We start from the raw sequence: 19,761 nt of genomic DNA, 5'->3' as shown, positions 1-19,761 counted from the left end.
AGACAGCCCGGCAAGCCTGAGCCTGCCGGGCTGTCCGGTCGGTCAGCCTGGTGAAGCCGCTGCCAACGCCGGGTGTGAAGTCACCTGACGCCGCGCCTCAGATCTCCTCATAAAGCGGCAGCGTCAGAAAGTCCGTGAACTGCTCCGAAGTAGACATCTCCTCGAAGATTTCTGCCGCACGATCATACGGCCGGGTATCGCCGCTTACCGCCTCTTTGACCTTCGCCAGTTCCTGCTTCGACAATTCGCGCACCAGTTCCGCGGTGACCTTGCGGCCGTCGTCGAGCGCGCCCTTCGGCGAGCGGATCCATTGCCATACCTGCGAGCGCGAAATTTCCGCGGTGGCGGCGTCTTCCATCAGGTTGTGAATCGGCACGCAGCCGTTACCCGCCAGCCACGAACCCAGGTAGTGAATCCCGACGTTGATATTGTTGCGCAGACCGGCTTCGGTGATCGGCGCTTCCGGGCGAAAATCCATCAGGTCATGCGCGCTCACTTCGACGTCAGCGCGTTGCTTGCCGATCTGGTTCGGCTCGCGGCCCAGTACCTTGACGAACTCTTCCATCGCGATGGGCACGAGACCCGGATGCGCGACCCAGCCGCCGTCGTAACCGTCGCCCGCATCGCGTGCCTTGTCCGAGCGCACGCCGCCCATGGCTTTGTCATTCGCGGCCGGATCGTTCTTGATCGGAATCAGCGCGCTCATGCCGCCGATGGCCGGCGCGTTGCGATGATGGCAGGTCTTCAGCAACAGTAGCGCGTAAGCGCGCATGAAGGGCGAGGTCATGGTGATCTGCGAGCGGTCGGCGAGGCAGAAATCCTTGTCCGTTTTGAACTTCTTGATGGCCGAGAAGATATAGTCCCAGCGGCCGGCATTCAGGCCCGAGCTATGTTCGCGCAGCTCGTAGAGAATTTCGTCCATTTCGAATGCGGCGAGGATCGTTTCGATCAGCACCGTGGCGCGGATCGTGCCGCGCGGTATGCCGAGCGCTTCCTGCGCGGCGACAAAAATGTCGTTCCACAGACGCGCTTCCAGATGGCTCTCCATCTTCGGCAGATAGAAGTAGGGGCCCGAGCCGCGCGCGAGCAGTTCCTGCGCGTTGTGGAACAGGTAGAGCGCGAAATCGAAGATGCCGCCGGAGACACGCTGGCAGTCCACCGTCACATGCTTTTCGTCGAGGTGCCAGCCGCGCGGGCGCACGATCAGTGTGGCGACCTTGTCGTTCAGCCGGTACGACTTGCCGTTCTGTTCGAGCGAGATGGTGCGGCGCACGGCATCCTTCAGATTGATGTGGCCGGTGATCTGGTTGTTCCAGCTCGGCGCGTTCGAATCTTCGAAGTCCGTCATATACGAATCCGCGCCGGAATTCAGCGCGTTGATGATCATTTTGCGCTCGACCGGGCCGGTGATTTCGACGCGGCGGCACTGCAGGTCCTGCGGCAGCGGCGCGATTTTCCAGTCGCCGGCACGGATGCTTCTGGTCTCGACGAGGAAGTCGGGACGCTCGCCGGCGTCGAGACGCTTCGTGCGCTCGACACGCGCTTTCAGCAGCGCCTGGCGGCGCGGCTCGAACGCGCGATGCAACGCGGCGACGAATTCGAGCGCCTCGCGGGTCAGGATGGTTTCGTAGCCGGGCTCGATCCTGGCCGTGATGTCCACGCCCTGCGGTAACTGCGACGATGAAAGCGGGTTCGCCATGTTTTCTCCTTGGTCGGTCAGGTTGCAAAAATGCAAATAGTTAGGTGTACTTGATATATGGTCGATTACGACGTATTGATTCGGACTGCATTGCATTTTTATAAAGGGTGTCCGGTTGCCGTCGTGCACCAGGGCTGTGGCGCTAGCGGTTCGAACTCCTTGCGGGTGCTGCGAGGGTTTGCAAAAAAACGAGCAGGTCGTTCATGCTCCTGCCGGTGCCATGCGGCGTCACGCCCAGTTCCTCAGCCGGGACGCCTTGCCGGTTGAGCCAGAAAGTGGTGTAGCCGAACCAGTTGGCGCCGGTGGCGTCCCAGCCGTTAGACGACACGAAGACGATCTCGCGCGGCTGCGCGCCGAATGCATTGGGGCCGAGCGCGTAGGCGGCGGGGGACGGCTTGTAGGCGCGCACGGCATCGACCGACAGCACGTGATCGAACAGGCCCGTCATGCCGGCACTTTTCACGGCAATCTCGAGCATCTGCGGATTGCCGTTGGAGAGGATGGCGAGGCCAAGGGGCGGGATTTGCCCGTCTGCGCCAGTGTCCGCAATTGCCGTAGCTGCGCTGACGGCGGCCGGTTGCGCCGCTTGCGCGTGCGGGCCGCGCGGTTCGTGCAGACGCCGTAATGCCGGCACGGCATCCGGAAACGCGGACAGGCACGCGTATTCATCCATCAGACGTTTTTCCGCGGCGCGAGTGAGCGCGAGCCCGAGCTTGCGGGCCGCGAAACGCAGCGCGTCGCGCGTGATGTCCCAGAACGGTTGATAGTGCGCGCCGGCCGGATCGGCGAGCGTGCGCAACTGCGTGTATTCGATCTGCTTCTGCCGCCACAGCAGGGAGAGCGCGTCGCCTTGGGCGGGGAACATTTGCTCCGCCGCGGCGACGACCGAATGCACGTCGAACAACGTGCCGTAGGCGTCGAAAATTACCGCTTTAGGGGAGAGTGCCGTTGTGGCCGACATTGCCGTGCGCTCCTGTTCGAGGTCAAACCGATTGTATTAGTGAAGTTCGGTAGGCAAAAAGAGGCTAAACATCACTTGATCTTTTACTTTCATCCACCTAATCTGACGCGCATTGCCTACTTTGGTGCATGCGGCATCGATGCGCCGCCGTTTCCATGGACCGTTTCAAGCAGATCGAAACCTTCGTCGCCGTCGCCGCCAAGGGTAGCCTATCGGCGGCCGCCCAGGCCGAGGGCGTGGCGCCCGCCATCATCGGCCGCCGCATCGACGCGCTGGAAGAGCGGCTGGGCGTCAAGCTGCTGGTGCGCACCACCCGCAAGCTCACCTTGACCTTCGAAGGCTCGGCGTTCCTCGAAGATTGCCAGCGCGTCCTCCATGATATGCAGAACGCCGAGTCGAGTGTCTCGGCAGGCGGCGTCAAGGCGAGCGGCCACCTGCGCCTGTCGGCGCCGGCGGGCTTCGGCAGGCGTCACGTCGCGCCTTTGGTGCCGGCCTTCAGCGTCGCGCATCCGGACGTCTCGATCACGCTCGATTTGTCCGACCGGCTGGTGGATCTCGTCAACGAAGGCTTCGACTGCGCGGTGCGGCTGGGGGAATTGCCGGATTCGTCGCTGGTGTCGCTGCGGCTGGGCGAAAACCGCCGTGTCTGCGTGGCGTCGCCTGCGTATCTGGCGCGTCGCGGCGCGCCGCAAAGCCTCGCCGATCTGGCCCATCACAACTGCCTCGCGCTCGGCGCCAGCGCCAACCAGCAGCGCGGCTGGATGTTCCAGCAGGGCGACAAGGTCATGTCGATCAAGGTCTCCGGCACGATGGAGTGCTCGGACGGCGCGGTCCTGCACGAGTGGTGTCTGGAAGGCTACGGCCTGGCGTGGCGCTCGTGGTGGGAAGTGGGCACGGATATCGCCGCCGGCCGGCTCGTCAGCGTGCTCGACGAGTTCGCCGCGCCGCCCATCGGGATTCATGCGGTGTTCCCGCAGCGCCGTCATTTGCCGCTGCGAGTGCGGCTGTTTCTGGACTTCCTCAAGCATACATACGGTCATCCGGGTTACTGGGGCTGAGGCGCGTAGGGCAGGCCGGCCGGGCCGGCGCCCCGCGCGGGTTTCCGATATACGGACAGACCCGCACGCGGCCGTCGCCGCCATTCAGGCGCACTACAATCAATTGAGGGACCCACCAGACGCGCGGCGCGACAAGCGTCGTGCGCCCCGCTCGGGTCCGGCCGCAGCCGACGACGACGGAGGCCCCATGTTCAGGCACATCCTGGTTCCGACCGATGGTTCAGATTTGTCCCGCAAAGCGATAGAAGGCGCAATCGATCTCGCTCAGGCCGTGGGTGCGCGTGTCACGGCATACGCGTGCTTGCCGCAATATCCCTATTCGCCGTTTTCCGAAGTGGTGGTCGAGCCGCCCGGTGATTTTCTGGAGCGCAGCGAGCGCGAGGCGCGCGTGCATCTGCAGGAGGTGGAGCGCGCCGGGCGCCATGTCGGCGTGATCGTCACGAGCCGCACCAGCGTGCATCCGTCGCCGTATCTCGGCATCATCGAAACGGCGGAGAAGGGCGCCTGCGATGTGATCTTCATGGCCTCGCACGGGCGCCGCGGGCTCGGCAGCCTGCTGATCGGCAGTGAGACGCAGCGGGTGCTCACGCATACGAAGATTCCGGTGATTGTGTATCGGTGAGGTAGCGGTCGCCTAAAAGAAAACGCGCCTGCGGCGAGGCCGGCGCGTTGCCCGCTGCGTGACACGGCTAGCTGCGCCAGCTGCTTCTCTCCCAGATTCCACGGTCCACCCAGGTTCGTCGAGGGACCTTGTGAGTCGTAGGTTTCATGCTCAGAAAATCCACTGCGCTGCGCGCGCATATATCCATTTCTAATGGCAGCGAAGCAAGTTTTCGTTACCAAGCCACGGCAGTTGCCCCTGTTTGAGGAATTGGTGATTGCAATGGGTGATAGCTTTTCTATGGCGTTGTCAATATTACAAAATTCTTTCGGGGCGCCTGAATGTTGACTTATCGCAACTTTGAGTGAATATCCTTCGTTACCTGATGATATGCCTCCCAATTGGGTCCTTCTCAAAATAGGGATCGATTAGACTTCAGTTGGTCGGTTGCGGCGCTGGGTTTCGATTCCGGCAGTTGAAGTGCGAAGCTCACTCAGTTCCCCGGCCTCCCTGTGCAAAAAGGGGAGTATCTCTGAATTGGGGCCGCAGTCCATGTTCTTGTTAGTGACAAGAAAATGATAAAAAATCAGGATAACGAACTAAGTATTGCGGACGATCCGGGACTGTCCGCCCTCGTCAGGATCGCGCGGTTTCACAACGTCGCCGCCGATGCGGCGCAGCTCAGGCATGCGGCCGCGACCGGTATCGGGCGGTTCAGCAGCAACGACCTCGTTCTCTCGGCCCGCAGCCTCGGTCTCAAGGCGCGTATCGTTTCCCTGCGTGCGGAGAAGCTGGGGAGTACGCCGCTGCCTGCCCTCGTGCTCGACTACGAAGGCAGGCACTTCATTCTTGCAAAGACCGACGGCAAGACTGCGCTCATTCTGGAGTCGGGTTTGGCCACGCCTGTCATCAAACCGCTCGATGAAATCACCGCACGCAGCACCGGCCAAATGCTGCTGTTCGCCTCACGCGCTTCTTTGGCTGGCGAACTTGCGCGCTTCGACTTTTCCTGGTTCATTCCAGCGATCGTCCGTTACCGCAAGCTGCTGCTGGAAGTGCTGGGCGTGTCACTCGTTCTGCAGCTATTCGGGCTCGTCTCGCCGTTGATGTTCCAGGTTGTGATGGACAAGGTGCTCGTGAACCGCACCTACAGCACGCTGAACGTCGTGTGCATCACGCTGCTTGTGGCGTCTCTGTTCGAAGTGCTGCTCACGGGCTTGCGCAACTACGTTTTCGCACATACGACCAATCGCATTGACGTCGAACTCGGCGCGCGGCTGTTCCGCCATCTTGTCGCCTTGCCGCTGGGATACTTCGGCGCGCGCCGCGTAGGCGACACGGTTGCCCGCGTGCGCGAACTTGAGAACATCCGTAACTTCCTCACAGGCCAGGCGCTCACCGCTGTCATCGATATTGCATTTTCCTTCGTTTTTATCGGTGTGATGTGCATCTACAGCGTGTGGCTCACCCTGCTCGTTGTTGCGTCGCTGCCGGTATATGGCGTGGTCTCGGCCCTGCTCGTGCCCGCCTTTCGAGCGAGGTTGAACGAGAAGTTCGCGCGTGGTGCGGACAATCAGTCGTTCCTCGTCGAATCGGTCTCGGGCGTCGAGACGATCAAGGCGATGGCCGTTGAGCCCCAGTTCATCCGCCGCTGGGAAACGCAGCTTGCCGCTTATGTGAGCGCCGGTTTTCGCGTGAACCAACTGGGCAACGTCGGCCAGCAGCTGATTCAGCTCGTCGGCAAGCTGGTGACGCTCGGTACGCTCTTCATCGGTGCACGGCTCGTCATTGATGGGCGGTTGAGTGTCGGGGGGCTAGTTGCCTTCAACATGATGTCGCAACGCGTGAGCGCGCCGGTGCTGCGGCTCGCGCAGTTGTGGCAGGACTTCCAGCAGATCGGCATCTCGATGCAGCGTCTGGGCGACATCCTGAATGCGCGTTCCGAGATTCCTCATGCGCGGCAGGCCCTTCCGCCGATCCGTGGTGACATCCAGTTTGAGAACATCCGCTTCCGCTATCGCCCCGACGGTCCACCCGTGATCGACGGCGTGTCGTTCGATATCCGCGCGGGTCATGTTATCGGCATCGTCGGGCGTTCGGGCTCCGGCAAGAGCACGCTGACGAAGCTGCTGCAGCGGCTTTATGTACCTGAGCAGGGGGCGGTGCGCGTCGACGGCCAAGACTTGGCGCTGGCCGACCCGGCCTGGTTGCGCCGGCAGGTGGGCGTAGTGCTGCAGGAGAACCTGCTTTTCAACCGCTCCGTGCGCGAGAACATTGCACTCACCGATCCCGGTGTGCCGCTCGAAGCGGTGATCCAGGCGGCGAAGCTCGCCGGCGCCCATGAATTCATCTGCGGGTTGCCCGAGGGTTATGACACGCTGGTGGGCGAGCACGGCGGCAACCTCTCCGGTGGCCAGCGCCAGCGTCTGGCGATCGCCCGGGCACTGCTCACGAATCCCCGCATCCTCATCTTCGACGAGGCGACGAGCGCATTGGACTTCGAGACCGAACGCGTCATCCGCGAAAACATGAGGGCGATCTGCGCGGGCCGCACTGTCATCATCATCGCGCACCGGCTATCCGCCGTGCGCCACGCGGACCGGATCATCGCCATGGACCACGGGAAGATCGTCGAGCAGGGCAATCACGAGGCGCTGCTGGCCCACGGCGGCTATTACGCGCGCCTCGTTTCACTGCAGGACGGCTGAAGATGAGTTCCATGAAACTTCAGGCGTTCACCGACCTCGTGAAACGTTACGCCGCAGTGTGGCGTGAAGTCTGGCGGATTCGTGCCCAGCTTGAGCGCCCTGCGCGTGATGCGGACCAGCTCGCCTTCCTGCCCGCCGAACTGGAACTCGTCGAGACGCCTGTGCATCCGGCGCCGCGCTGGACCATGCGGGTGCTGGTGGCGCTCACCGTCATCGCGCTGCTTATTGGCATCCTCGGGCGGCTCGATATCGTGGTGACGGCAAGCGGCCAGTTCATTCCGGACGCGCGCGTGAAGACGATCCAGCCCGCGATCACGGGCGTGGTGCGCGAGATCGGGGTGAAGGACGGCGAGCGGGTTGCGGCCGGCCAACTGCTCATGAAGCTGGATACGACACAGGCCGCGGCCGATGCCGACAAGGCGCGCTCCTCGAAACTCGATGCAGCCCTCACTGCAGCGCGAGACAACGCGCTGCTCGCAGCCCAGCGGGATAACCGGCCACCGGCGGTGGCAAAGGTGGCCGATGCGCCCGACGTACGCGTGCAGGACGCGCAGCGCCAGGCCGAAGGTGCCTGGTCCGAATACCGCGACCAGTATGAGGGCGAACAGGCCGAACTGCTCAAGCGGCAGGCAGAGCTGGCCAGTACCCGCGTGGAAATCGCCAAGCTTGTAGCCACCGCGCCGCTCGCACGGCAGCAGGCTGATGCCTATCGGGCGCTGGTTACGGATAAGTATGTTGCCCGCAACGACTACCTGGACAAGGAGCAGCAGGCGCTCGACAAGGAGAATGAACTGGCCGCTCAGCGCAGCCACGCGAACGAGCTCGCCGCGGCGATCGCGGAACAGCGTGCGCAGGTCGAAGCGACGGCGTCGAAGTTCCGCCGCGACCAGCTCGATGAACTGGAAAAGGCCACGCAGCAGCTCACGCAGAGCAGCGACGACGAATCGAAGGCACAGACGCGTCAGGCGCTGTTAAGTCTCGCTGCACCGGTTGCAGGTACCGTGCAGCAGATTGCCGTGCATACGCTGGGTGGCGTGGTGACCACGGCCCAGTCGCTCATGGAAATCGTGCCGGACGATGCACTTGAAGTCGAGGCGCGGCTCCAGAACAGGGACATCGGCTTTGTGCAGGTGGGCCAGCGCGCCGCAGTGAAGATCGAGGCATTTCCGTACACGCGTTATGGGCTCCTGAACGGGATCGTCACCGAAGTCTCGAACGACGCCGTGCAGGACAAAAAACTGGGTTTGACGTTTCCGGTGCGCATTCGCCTGGAGACGAACCGCATCCACGTCGATAACCGCTGGATCACGCTCACACCCGGCATGGCGGTGACGGCGGACATCCGCACGGGTAAAAGAAGCGTGATCGGGTACTTCCTGGATCCGCTGCTGCAGACTTCAAGGGAGAGCATGCGTGAACGGTAGGCAGAAAGCGCGCATCCTGATACCGCACCTCGTGCTGGCGGCCCTGACGGCATGGAGCACACGCGTTCATGCCTTCGACGTGCTGCGCGCGGAACAGGGTATCTCCGCCACGGCGGCCGCCTCGATCGTGCCTGTCTGTGCTTTCGACAAGACGCCGGGCCGGCCGTTGGGGCTGCAGGAGGCAGTGGAACGCACGCTGTGCAGCAACCCGAAGACGCGCGAGGCTTGGGCCGCAGTGAAGGCGCAGGCGGCGGGCGTTGGGGTGGCGAGGGCGGCGTATCTGCCGCAAATCTCCGCGAACTGGCAGGGCGAGCGGGAAAGCTCGGTGACGGACATCGAGAACCACCCGCAACTGAGCTCGGATAGCAACGCCACCGTGCGCTCGGCAGGCGTGAGCGCGAACTGGACGCTGTACGACTTCGGTGGGCGCGAGGCGACACTCAGGAACGCCAAGGCGTTGCTCGAGGCAGCGCGCGCGACGCAGGACGCGACCCTGCAGGATTCTTTTGCGACAGTAGCTAAGGATTACTATGCAACGCAGGCAGCAATGAGCGAGCTGCAGGCGGCAAACGACGTGGAGGCCATGACGCACCGGAGCATGACCGCTGCTCAGGCACGCACGGACAGGGGCGTGGCGCCGATCACTGACGCGCTGCAAGCGCAGACGCAGCACGAGCAGGCGGTATTCAGCTTGACGAAAGCACAGAGCGACGCGCAGACAGCACTCGGCATGCTTGCGGCCGACATGAACCTCGATCCCTCGGTGCCACTTGAGGTGCCACCGGTCACGGAAGGCGCGGTGACGGGAAAGACGTTCAGCGAACCGGTGGCGCAAATGATTCGCGATGTTGAGGACACGCACCCTTCTGTACGGGCGGCGCGCGCGCAGTACGAGGCGGCGCTCGCGAAGGTCGCGCAGACGCGCGCGCAGGGCTTGCCCACCATCAGCCTGGTGGGGAAGTATGACCGGAACAACCAGCCACAAAGCCTAGGGCTCGGACTGCCGACGTTTCCGGCCACGGGTCACGAGGCGTATATCGGCGTGCAGGTGAACATTCCGCTCTTCGAAGGGTTTGGGCGGCATTACCAGATCGATCAGGCAAAAGCGCAGGCCGAACGGCAGGCCGACGCGATCGACGAAGCCGCGCAGAAAGTGGCGCTGGACGTGTGGACGAGTTATCAGACGTTGACGGGCGCAACGAAAAATGCGGAAAACAGCGCGAACCTGGTGGCGATTGCGCAGCGCTCATACGATGCGGCGCGCCATCGCTATGACGTGGGCGTTGGGAACATTCTCGAATTGATGAACACGCAGGCGGCGCTGGCGAATGCGAAGCAGCGAAGGATTCAGGCGCTCGCAGACTGGGATAACGCGAGGGTCGATCTCGCTTCAAAGCTCGGGACACTGGGGCGGGAAGATATTCCCTGAGGCAGCGATGTTCCTTCTCGACCGAATTTTTTAAAAATTCGCTGATTGAGGATAAGTAATGAAAAGTATCAGGGCATACAAAAACATTGCGATCTTGATGACCATCATATTGATCCTGTTTCAATATGGTTGCGTATGTGTTCACCCAGACTCGGCGTCTTCCATTGGTGGTCCATTATGACAATAAGAAGGTCGCTCCAGGGAAAAGCGTTATCGATTTATAAATTAATCTGGTCATCGCAAGGAGGTTTTAAATATGTTTGCGGTCCACGGCGAGATTCAGATGCATCATTCTGAGAGATTGCTCATGGGCAACATGTATAAACGCCTGCGTATTGTCAAACTGCTAGTGGTCATCATGCTGGCGGTGTTTCAGTATGGCTGCGTGGGAGAGTCTCCGTCAGGGTCCCTTCTTTCGCGCCACGGGCAGAGTTCGTCCCACTTTATGGAACAGGATACGCAGAACCTGAGAGTGCCCCAAAATATTGACGAATTCTTCGAAAATATTCATTACCTGGTCTATGCCAACCGACTTGACGATCCCAATTTCTACGATTCAGACCAGTTGCTCCAAAAGGCATTTGGAGCAATGGAGGTTCATCGGATTTCTGACTATTTAATCGAAGATCATGAACGGGCATTTACCATTTCGATAAGGCTTGGCGAATCACCGGGGCAACAGTGCGAACTGCATAAAAGTCAAGGGGAGCATGTTCAGCTGTACTGCAATATTTCAGGACTGGTGTCCATTTATTATCGCGACAAGCCGAAAGACGGTCGCTCAGCAATGAGGAGAATGCAGTTCGATTTATTGTCGGACGGAATATACAAAGATTTCTGCGAGACTTTTGGCGGTGGCTGGCAGAACATCGACGATTTTGACCGGCAGCGCGCCGAGAAAGTCATAGTGCTGGACGGGTCTCCGCCACAACCTGGACTATTTCCCAAACCCGTCCCGAATGGATTTGGAAAGGATTTATATATCGGTAAATCATTATATAGGCTGCGTGCCGGAAAAGTTATCAATGGAAATTGGAGTGGGATAATGATAACAGTGAAATTTCCACGCTGAAATCACTTGATCTGTGTCGCCATTTTTTTGCTGGCGGTATCAGTCAATAGTAAATATAGGTTTGATTCGATACCGCTCACGATATTAACCCCTGATGCAGGAGCATCATTCTGCGGAATGTAGAGTATGAACGAACGTTATGAACGCGTTTTCTCAGCAGGCAGTCAACGCACTTGGTGGAACAAGTGGTCAGGCATATCTGGCTTTGGAGGCGGAGATCGCAAAGTCGCCGACCCTTATGAATGAAATCACTACATTTGCGGCCGGCACAGGGCTCATAAGCATTGGCGTTTCGACGTCGGGTGGAGGGGCGAATGCCGACTTGCTTGCACATGGCGGCGGTAACGATGGAAACGATCCTGTTGTCAGCATCACGCCTGCGTTCGATACATTGTTGGTCGCCGAGCTTCAAATCAGCGTTCCCTAATGTAATGAGCAAAATCTCGGTTCGTGCGATAAGTTAATTAAATTTGAAATCTGAGAAATGGTAAAAGAAATTTTGTCTTGTATGATTTTATTTCCGTATGCCATCTATGCAGATGCGCAGGCAGATATTGCATATCTCAATCTGGCAAAGAAGGATGAATTAGCCCGTTTGGAAATTCATGTTTCTCAATTTAGATCCTGGTTAACTCGACGAAACCCTACGGAAGTTGCCTTGTTGCTCCTGCCGCCCCAGAACCGGGGTGATCGAGATGCTTCTGACAAGTTCATGACGCTATATAAAAATCTTACCGGAGAAGACTATATCTACACCGGTGATAAACCGAAGTCTCCCCATCAGGGAATATATGTCCGAGTGACGTGGCGCGATAGCGCCGACCATATTTTAAGGCAAAAGATAATCTACAGCGATTACGGGTCAGGAAGAGTCATGTGCCGTCCCGGTAAGTCGTTTCCGCTAGACGATATGGCCTTGCCGCCGGGTGACTATAGTGTTTCAGTCGAATCAGTCACCAATGATTCAAGATTCGGCGGAGATATCCAAACCGCAATATGCAGTGGATATCTGATTAAATAGGAAATACTGGTTTTGTAATTTTATCTCTGAGAATGTTAATAAAAACAGCTGGACACATATTTTTTATAAAATTCGGTGAAAGCCGTTTAAATGAGATCTAAATTATTTTTAGATCTACTATATAGCACTACTAATTATGGTGAAAAAATGTCTGGAACATTGACTATCAATATCGCAGCACCTGGAACCAATGAAATCAACTCTCAAACTGGAGGTTCATCCCAGTCACTGCCGGGACACGTTTGGTTTACAGTAACTGATAGTAGCGGAAATTCGTACACTTTCGGATTTGATCCCATCAAACAAGGGTCTCCATTTGGCGCTGGACAGGTGGTCAACGACGACTCCACCGTTTATCAAGGTCGATACTTTACACAAAGTGCACCTATTACTGACGCTCAGGTGCAAGCCCTTATTGCATACGGCGAGAACACAGAAAACGAAGCCCTCGCAGACGCCGGATTGCCAGGCGGAAGCGTTAACTCCTCCTTGCCTGAGATTAATACGGACTACAATGTCCTTGGTGGCTTCTTTGGCGTGCAGGGTGTATTTGGGAATAATTGTATTTCGTATGTCAATGGGGCATTAACGTACGCTGGAGTCAATTCCGGTATTCTCATGCAAGCTCTATCGCTTCCGGAGTGGGATGCGGGAACAGCGGCTTCCATACTCAACCAACTTGAAGCACAAAACGGTGGCGCGACTATAACTACAACTGAAGTGTGTGGAGATAGCAATCAGTATACATGCACAATTACCGGGCAATACTCGGCCCTTGGCGCCAATGGTACGCGAACTCTGCTCAGCGATTCGTGGACGTCGTCCGACGGGAGCCACGGAACCGACACCTACACCTCTGCAAGCAGCTTCACCAGCACAATTTACAATCAGGACAAAAGTAGCGCATTTATTCAGGATGTCTCAGGCCAGATCACAGAAAGCTTCAGCGATGAAAATGGAAAACTGGAGAGCCGTTCGTTTTACAACGTCGATGGACAGCAGACCGAGTACCAGATGTGGAACACTTCTGGCCAAATGACTCAGGATCAGCTGATCAACACATCAACTGGTAACGAGTCGGAAGCAATAGACTATTCGAATGGAATAGAAACCGATCAGATCAATTACAGCGCGCTGTACGGCGTGGAGGTTTCGGATTACCAGTTCAATGCGACTGGCAAGGAAACGGATGCCGTCTACTATGCAGGCACGACAACAAACAACTACGAAACCAATCAAACCAACTACAGCACGGCCAATAATGCAGAGACGTCAAACGTCATCTTCAATTCTTCCAGTCAGGTGACCGAGGAACAGTTGTTCGCAGGTACGACAACGGGCAACTACGAGACCAACCAGATCAATTTCAGCACGCTCTACGGCGTAGAAACGTCGGACTACCAGTTCAATTCTGCTGGCAAGGAAACAGACGGTATTTATTTCACCGGGACGGCGACCAACGACTACGAAACCAATCAGGTGAACTACAGTACGGAAAACGGCGCCGAGACTTCCAACTACCAGTTCAACTCAGCGGGCAAGGAAACCGATGAGCAGGACTTCGCCGGCACGACGAGCAACAACTACGAGACCAACCAGTACAACTTCAGTCTCTCCAATGGTTCCGTCGTCTCGAACTACCAGTACAATTCATCGGGCAGGGAAACCGATGAGCAGGACTTTGCTGGTACGACGGCCAATAACTACGAGACCAACCAGTACAACTTCAGTCTCTCCAATGGTGCGGTCGTCTCGAACTACCAGTACAACTCATCGGGCAAGGAAGCCGATGAGCAGGACTTCGCTGGCACGACGACCAATAACTACGAGACTAACCAGTACAACTTCAGTCTCACCAACGGCGCGGTCGTCTCGAACTACCAGTTCAATTCCTCCGGTCAGGAAACAGGTCTGCAGGACTTCGCCGGCACGACGTCAAACAACTATCAGACTGACCAGATCAGCTTCAGCACACTGAATGGTCTTGAGATTTCCGACCTGCAGTACAACCAGGCGGGCAACGAAACAGACGGGATCTATTTCAGTGGGACAGCGGGCAACAACTACGAGACGAACCAGATAAATTTCAGTACTGCCAACGGTGCTGAAATCTCGAACGTCGAGTTCGGTTCGTCCGGGCAGGAAACGGAATTCTTGCAGTATGCCGGCACGACAACCAATAACTACGTCGCGGAAATGGCGTCGTTCACCCCTGGCGCGAACTACGCCAACGCGATTTATCAATATAATTCGGCGGGCGTGGAGACGCAGCAGGACCTGTTTAATTCCACTACCGGACAGGAAAGCAGCGCGATGTACTTCAATACGTCCACGGGGCTGGAGTCACAATACGACCAGTTCAGCACGTCAGGCCCGTACGCCAGCCAGATCACATTATTCAACACAACAACGTGCAAGGAGACGGAGAACGAAGCGTTCAATCCGGTCTCGGGCGCGGTTGATTCGCTTTTTCTGTATGACGGCGTGGACCCCTATGCAACGGAGGAGCTGTTTTCAACGGGCGGAAGCTATTTCTCGCAGATTGACTACTTCAATGCAGCCACAGGTGTTCAAACCTCGGGTGCGATGTTCAATATCTCGACGGGTGCCGAGACAGAGTATTACAGCGGGGGATCGTGGTTCACGGGCGGTTCGGGCAGCCTCGATTCGGGCGACGACGACTACTTCGATGACGCTGATATGGACGATGACGATTCGTGGTTCGACGATGACCCGATCATGCTCAATCTGAACGGCGGTGCGGTTCAGACTACAGCATTGGGCAGCTCGCCTGCGACTTTCGACCTGCTCAGCAATGGCCAGCCGGTGCAGACGGGCTGGGGTACAGCTGGCGAGGGCTACCTGGTATATGATCCGAATGACCCGGAGAACACGGTCGCGGTCACTCAGGGCAGCCAGCTCGTGGCGGGGATGAATGCGCTCAATACGCTGGCGCAGCAGGTTGATGGCATCGGCGAAAGCGAACTGACCTCGTCGGATGCGCTGTGGAACGATTTGAAGGTCTGGGTTGACACGACGGGTACGGGACAGTTCGAGACTGGTCAACTCTACAGCCTGAGTCAGCTGGGCATTACGTCGCTGAGCCTGCAGGACACGCAGGCGAACCAGAACGACAACGGCAACCAGATTGTCGTGCAAGGTACGTTTGGCTATGCAAACGGTACGACCGGCCAGATGGCAGGGGTGAATCTGGCATACAGCGGTGCCGGCATGTCCGGGCTGACTGCGGATCAGTCTGCCGCGGTCACCGACGACGTCAACCTGAGCCCGCTTGTGGCTGCGATGGCCGCGTACGCGGTCCCCGCCTCTGTTTCGGCAAGTCTGGCCGGTGCGCTTCAGCCTGACGTAAGCGCCATGCTTACCGCCTCTGCGCACTGACGCAAAGCGCTTTAGACCGGGATTGAGCGCGAGCTAATAGGCGCCGGCACCCCTGATGGGCTGCCGGCGTCGGCGGTGTCTCTTGTCGACAGAGTTATTGTTGTGACGGCGGCACATTTAATACGATCTACGTGAGTCCCGCTCGCTAGCCCTTTCCGGCGCTGACGCGTCTCCCCCTGATCGCGGCCTTCGAGCGGGACCGTTTCCTGTCTGTTAGCGGGACGCCGCCCGTCCCTTAAGCCACCTTCTTGTCGAAGAACTGCTCGTCCTCGGTTGACCCATGCAGCGCGGTCGTCGACGCTTCGCGCTCGACCGTCTGCGTGACGGCGTCGAAATAACCCGTGCCGACTTCGCGCTGATGCTTCACCGCGGTAAAGCCCTTTTCGGCCGCCGCGAATTCCGCCTGCTGCATTTCAACAAAGGCCGTCATCTGGTTACGGGCATAACCGTGCGCGAGGTTGAACATCGAATAGTTCAGCGCGTGGAAACCGGCCAGCGTGATGAACTGGAACTTGTAGCCCATCGCGCCCAGTTCCCGCTGGAATTTGGCGATCGTCGCGTCGTCGAGATTCTTCTTCCAGTTGAACGACGGCGAGCAGTTGTACGCCAGCAGCTTGCCCGGGAATTCCTTGTGGATCGCGTCGGCGAATTTCTTCGCGAACGCGAGATCCGGCTTGCCGGTTTCGCACCAGATCATGTCGGCGTAGGGCGCGTAGGCGAGGCCGCGCGAAATGGCCTGCTCGATGCCCGGCTTCGTGCGATAGAAACCTTCGACGGTGCGCTCGCCGGTCAGGAACGGCTTGTCGTTGTCGTCGATGTCCGAGGTGACGAGGTCGGCGGCTTCGGCGTCGGTGCGGGCCAGGAGGACGGTCGGCGTGCCGGAGACGTCGGCCGCGAGCCGCGCGGCGGTCAGCTTGGCGACGTTCTCGCGGGTCGGCACCAGCACTTTGCCGCCCATGTGGCCGCACTTCTTGACCGACGCCAGCTGGTCTTCGAAGTGCACGCCCGCGGCGCCCGCTTCGATCATCGACTTCATCAGTTCAAACGCGTTCAGCACGCCGCCGAAACCGGCTTCGGCGTCGGCCACGATCGGCGCGAAGTAGTCGATATAGCCTTCGTCGCCGGGATTCTTGCCTTCCGACCATTGAATCTGGTCGGCGCGCGTCAGCGTATTGTTGATGCGCTTCACGACGAGCGGCACCGAATTAGCCGGATACAGCGACTGGTCCGGATACATTTCGCCGGCCACATTGGCGTCGCCCGCCACCTGCCAGCCCGACAGATAGATCGCCTTCAGGCCGGCCTTGACCTGTTGCATGGCCTGGTTGCCGGTCAGCGCGCCGAGCGAGTTGACGAACGGCTCGGAGTTGACGCTTTCCCACAGTTTTTGCGCGCCGCGCTTCGCCAGCGTGTGCTCGACCGCCAGGGACCCGCGCAGCCGCACGACATCTTCGGCGCTGTAGCTGCGCTTGATGCCTTTCCAGCGCGGATCGGTTTCCCATTGCTGTTGGAGTTGCTGTGCCTGCTGTTGGCGTGACGTCATGATGTGCTCCTTGTTTGCCTGAATAGTGGGATTGGTGAACTCTCTCTTCTCGAAGCGAAGGCCGGCTGGCGTTTCGTTTCGTGAAGTCTTGTATAAGAGTCTAGGCAAATGGAAGCGCACGCAACAGACGCACGTTGCGCTTTATGTGAGATTTTTAAATGTTTTAAATCAATGGTTTAATTGCTTTGTTCCGCATTGAGAAACGCCGTTTTCCCTGCTGCAACAGCCCTCGTTGTGCCACGCAGCACGATTTTTTACGAGGCAAAAAAATTTTCCACATCGTGAAATTTGGTGCGCGGCCAAAATACGGACGAAAAAAAACCGGCGCCTGAGCACCGGTTTCCTTTTGACGTCCGGGTGGCCGAGGCCACCTGGGGTCATCTAGCTGTCTGTTCAGCTACCACGACGCGCCGTGCGCGGACCGTCGCTGCGGCGTGCGCCGTAGCCACCGTCACGCGAGCCGCCGAAGCCTTCGCGCGAACCGCCGCCGGCCGGCTTGCCGGCCCAGCCGCCGCCATTGCCGCCACCGCTGCCGGTGCGAGCGCCGCCGCCGTTACCAGCCGGCTTGCCGGCGCCGCTGCCGCTACCGAAGCGACGGCCACCGCCGTTGCCGCCGCCCGGACGGCCACGGCCGCCAAAGCCAGGACGGCCATTGCCCGACGGAGCCGACTTGCGCGGCTCGAAGCCTTCGACGACATTGACCGGCAGCGGGGTGCGCACGAAGCGCTCGATGCGCTTCAACGCACCTTGCTCGGCGTGATGCACGAGGCTCACGGCGATGCCCGAGCGGCCAGCACGGCCGGTACGGCCGATACGGTGCACGTAGTCTTCCGCGAACTTCGGCAGGTCGTAGTTGAACACGTGCGTGATGCCCGGGATGTCGATACCGCGAGCGGCGACGTCCGTTGCCACCAGCACGCGCACACGACGCTCGCGCAGTGCCTTGATGGTGCGGTTGCGCGCGCCCTGCGGCAGGTCGCCGTGCAGTGCGGCGGATTCGAAACCGGCATCGGCCAGACGGCCGGCCAGCTGGTCGGCGTCCATCTTGGTTGCGGTGAAGACGATTGCCTGGTCGAGGCCGTCGGCGCGCAGCAGATGGTCGAGCAGACGGTCCTTGTGATCGCGGTCGTCAACATAGTGGACGGTTTGCGCGATGTTGGTGCGCTGTTCCATCCGCTGAACGATCTCGATACGTTCCGGGTCCTTCAGCAGACGGCCCGTCAGCGAAGTGATCTTGCCGTCGAGCGTGGCCGAGAACAGCATCGTTTGACGCGTGGCCGGCGTAGCGGCGACGATGGTCTCGATGTCTTCGATGAAGCCCATATCCAGCATGCGGTCGGCTTCGTCGAGCACGAGAATCTGCAGTTGCGACAGGTCGATACGGCCGCGTTCCAGATGGTCGATCAGACGGCCCGGCGTAGCAACCAGGATTTCCGGGTTTTTCGCCAGCAGCATCAGCTGTTGGCCGTAAGCGACGCCGCCGAGAATGCTGACGGTGCGCAGGCGCTTCAGGTGCTTGCCATACGTGGCGGCGGCAGTGGTGACCTGCATCGCGAGTTCGCGGGTCGGCGTCAGAACCAGCATGGTCGGACGGGCAACCGGTTGCGGACGGCGCGTGTTGCGGGCGCCGTCAGCCGGACGCGGCTCACGCGGCTGGCTGGCTTGCGCCTTTTGCAGTTGCGAGAAACGCTCGATGGCGGGCAGCATGAACGCGGCGGTCTTGCCCGAACCGGTCGGGCTCGAGACCATCAGATCGCGGCCGGCGATGCCGGCGGGGATCGCGCGTTGCTGAACCGGCGTGGGGGTTTGATAGCCAGCGGCGGTCAGTGCGGAGACGACGTCCGGGGACAGGCCGAGCGACGCGAACGACGGGCCGGCCGGTGCCTCGGCGACGACTGCGGCGGCTGCCGGCGCGGCAGCCACGGCTGCCTGTGCGGGTGCTGCGGCGGAGTCGACGAGACCGAGTGCCTGGTCGGCGATGGCGTTCAACGGGCTGCTGGGGGTATTGCTCGAAGTCATGAGAATCCTTGAAACGATCCTGGGTGATGCACGGAATAAATACGTCGGCGCCAATCGGCATACCCAAGTCGTCGGATTCAGCGAGCAAAGAAGCAGCGAGCAAATCGAAAAACGGGGGCAGCTCGCGACAATCAAGGCGAGCTTTTTGTTAGAAGCTGTATCGGTTGCGACATGCCAACACGGCGTGCCGCCAGCCTGGTACATGATCGCCCGTAGGGGGCTAGGCAGGAGGGGACAGGTTCTAAACTGGATTGGAGCAAAACGCTACGAGGCGCTGCGCCGCAAAGGCCGCTAAAAGAGAGCCGGGCAAAGCAGTGAAGCGCAGGCAGCATTGTATAGGCTTTTGCTGCACCGCGCCACAATTAAGACAATTCCGTGAACCGAACTTGCAGCGCCCGGGTATTTTCTACGCCCGTTCAGGCCGAGGCGCCGCTTTTCAGCGATTCGACCAATTCCACGTACTGCTGCTTGGCGGCGTCCTGAGCGGTGCCCTTGAGGGCGGCCCAGGCGTCGTACTTGTACTTGCCGACGATGTCGGTGAAGCCCGGCTTGTCGCCGCTTACGTCGCCTTTGGTGGCCTGCTTGTAAAGCGCGTAGAGGCGCAGCAGCGTCAGGTTGCCCGGACGTTCGGGCAGTTGTTGCACCTCTTCGTGGGCTTTTGCGAATTGGGCGTCGACATCGCTCATGTTTTTCTCCGTGGCGAATTCAAGATGGGCTGTCGATCATATCAAGCACGCTCGCCGGATGGGTTGGAGGCGGCTCGAACGATTCTTCCAAACGACGCGCGGCGGCGGGCGGCATCGAGCGGCGGGTCAAGGATGGCGGCC

General features: G+C 59.3%; 15 protein-coding genes. 10 read left to right on the top strand and 5 right to left on the bottom strand.

All coding sequences use genetic code 11. The features are described 5' to 3' along the window. Positions 1-97 precede the first annotated feature (97 nt). Positions 98-1,699, bottom strand: coding sequence for a malate synthase A (gene aceB, locus FQ755_RS32640; protein WP_144161107.1), 1,602 nt, complete (start codon positions 1,697-1,699; stop codon positions 98-100). Positions 1,700-1,841: 142 nt separating this feature from the next. Next, entirely contained in the window at positions 1,842-2,660 is an 819-nt protein-coding gene (locus tag FQ755_RS32635; RefSeq protein WP_144161104.1) for a (S)-2-haloacid dehalogenase, read from the bottom strand. A gap of 155 nt (positions 2,661-2,815) precedes the next feature. Between FQ755_RS32635 and FQ755_RS32630 the strand changes: the two genes are divergently transcribed. The 9 genes from FQ755_RS32630 (at position 2,816) to FQ755_RS32590 (ending at position 15,372) form a co-directional block, all read left to right on the top strand. After that, positions 2,816-3,718 (top strand): LysR family transcriptional regulator, encoded by a 903-nt coding sequence (locus FQ755_RS32630; RefSeq protein WP_144161101.1) that lies wholly within the window; start codon positions 2,816-2,818, stop codon positions 3,716-3,718. A gap of 187 nt (positions 3,719-3,905) precedes the next feature. Then, positions 3,906-4,340 (top strand): universal stress protein, encoded by a 435-nt coding sequence (locus tag FQ755_RS32625; RefSeq protein ID WP_144161098.1) that lies wholly within the window; start codon positions 3,906-3,908, stop codon positions 4,338-4,340. A gap of 554 nt (positions 4,341-4,894) precedes the next feature. Next, on the top strand, positions 4,895-7,027 hold the full coding sequence (locus tag FQ755_RS32620) for a type I secretion system permease/ATPase (RefSeq protein WP_144161095.1): 2,133 nt from the start codon (positions 4,895-4,897) through the stop codon (positions 7,025-7,027). Positions 7,028-7,029: 2 nt separating this feature from the next. Further along, on the top strand, positions 7,030-8,451 hold the full coding sequence (locus FQ755_RS32615) for an HlyD family type I secretion periplasmic adaptor subunit (RefSeq protein ID WP_144161092.1): 1,422 nt from the start codon (positions 7,030-7,032) through the stop codon (positions 8,449-8,451). After that, positions 8,441-9,880, top strand: a complete 1,440-nt coding sequence (locus FQ755_RS32610) for a TolC family protein (protein ID WP_260858984.1) — start codon at positions 8,441-8,443, stop codon at positions 9,878-9,880. The genes FQ755_RS32615 and FQ755_RS32610 overlap by 11 nt, the downstream gene beginning before the upstream one ends. A gap of 256 nt (positions 9,881-10,136) precedes the next feature. Further along, positions 10,137-10,952: a hypothetical protein gene (locus FQ755_RS32605; RefSeq protein ID WP_144161089.1), complete on the top strand. Its 816-nt coding sequence runs from the start codon at positions 10,137-10,139 to the stop codon at positions 10,950-10,952. Between the two features lie 139 nt (positions 10,953-11,091). Next, complete coding sequence (locus FQ755_RS32600; protein ID WP_144161086.1) at positions 11,092-11,379, top strand: hypothetical protein; 288 nt, start codon at positions 11,092-11,094, stop codon at positions 11,377-11,379. Between the two features lie 57 nt (positions 11,380-11,436). Next, complete coding sequence (locus FQ755_RS32595) at positions 11,437-11,973, top strand: hypothetical protein (RefSeq protein WP_144161083.1); 537 nt, start codon at positions 11,437-11,439, stop codon at positions 11,971-11,973. A 330-nt stretch (positions 11,974-12,303) separates the two neighbouring features. Continuing rightward, the gene (locus FQ755_RS32590; RefSeq protein ID WP_144161080.1) at positions 12,304-15,372 is read left to right on the top strand and encodes a hypothetical protein; all 3,069 of its coding nucleotides are present in this window, start codon (positions 12,304-12,306) and stop codon (positions 15,370-15,372) included. A 235-nt stretch (positions 15,373-15,607) separates the two neighbouring features. Here the strand turns inward: FQ755_RS32590 and aceA are convergent, their stop codons facing one another. Together aceA and FQ755_RS32575 are read right to left on the bottom strand one after the other, a co-directional pair. Then, positions 15,608-16,915: an isocitrate lyase gene (aceA, locus tag FQ755_RS32585; RefSeq protein ID WP_144161077.1), complete on the bottom strand. Its 1,308-nt coding sequence runs from the start codon at positions 16,913-16,915 to the stop codon at positions 15,608-15,610. Between the two features lie 393 nt (positions 16,916-17,308). Continuing rightward, positions 17,309-18,934: a DEAD/DEAH box helicase gene (locus FQ755_RS32575; protein WP_144161072.1), complete on the bottom strand. Its 1,626-nt coding sequence runs from the start codon at positions 18,932-18,934 to the stop codon at positions 17,309-17,311. Between FQ755_RS32575 and FQ755_RS32570 the strand changes: the two genes are divergently transcribed. Beyond that, a complete protein-coding gene (locus FQ755_RS32570) occupies positions 18,933-19,229 on the top strand; it encodes a hypothetical protein (RefSeq protein ID WP_144161069.1) in 297 nt (98 codons plus the stop codon). The genes FQ755_RS32575 and FQ755_RS32570 overlap by 2 nt on opposite strands. A gap of 121 nt (positions 19,230-19,350) precedes the next feature. Here the strand turns inward: FQ755_RS32570 and FQ755_RS32565 are convergent, their stop codons facing one another. Beyond that, positions 19,351-19,620 (bottom strand): acyl-CoA-binding protein, encoded by a 270-nt coding sequence (locus tag FQ755_RS32565; protein ID WP_144161066.1) that lies wholly within the window; start codon positions 19,618-19,620, stop codon positions 19,351-19,353. Positions 19,621-19,761: the final 141 nt, after the last annotated feature.

Origin of the sequence: Paraburkholderia sp. BCC1885, assembly GCF_900996235.1 — a bacterium.
Taxonomy (GTDB): domain Bacteria; phylum Pseudomonadota; class Gammaproteobacteria; order Burkholderiales; family Burkholderiaceae; genus Paraburkholderia.
Note: the sequence above shows the minus strand (reverse complement) of the source record. Positions and strands in the feature narration are given on the sequence as shown.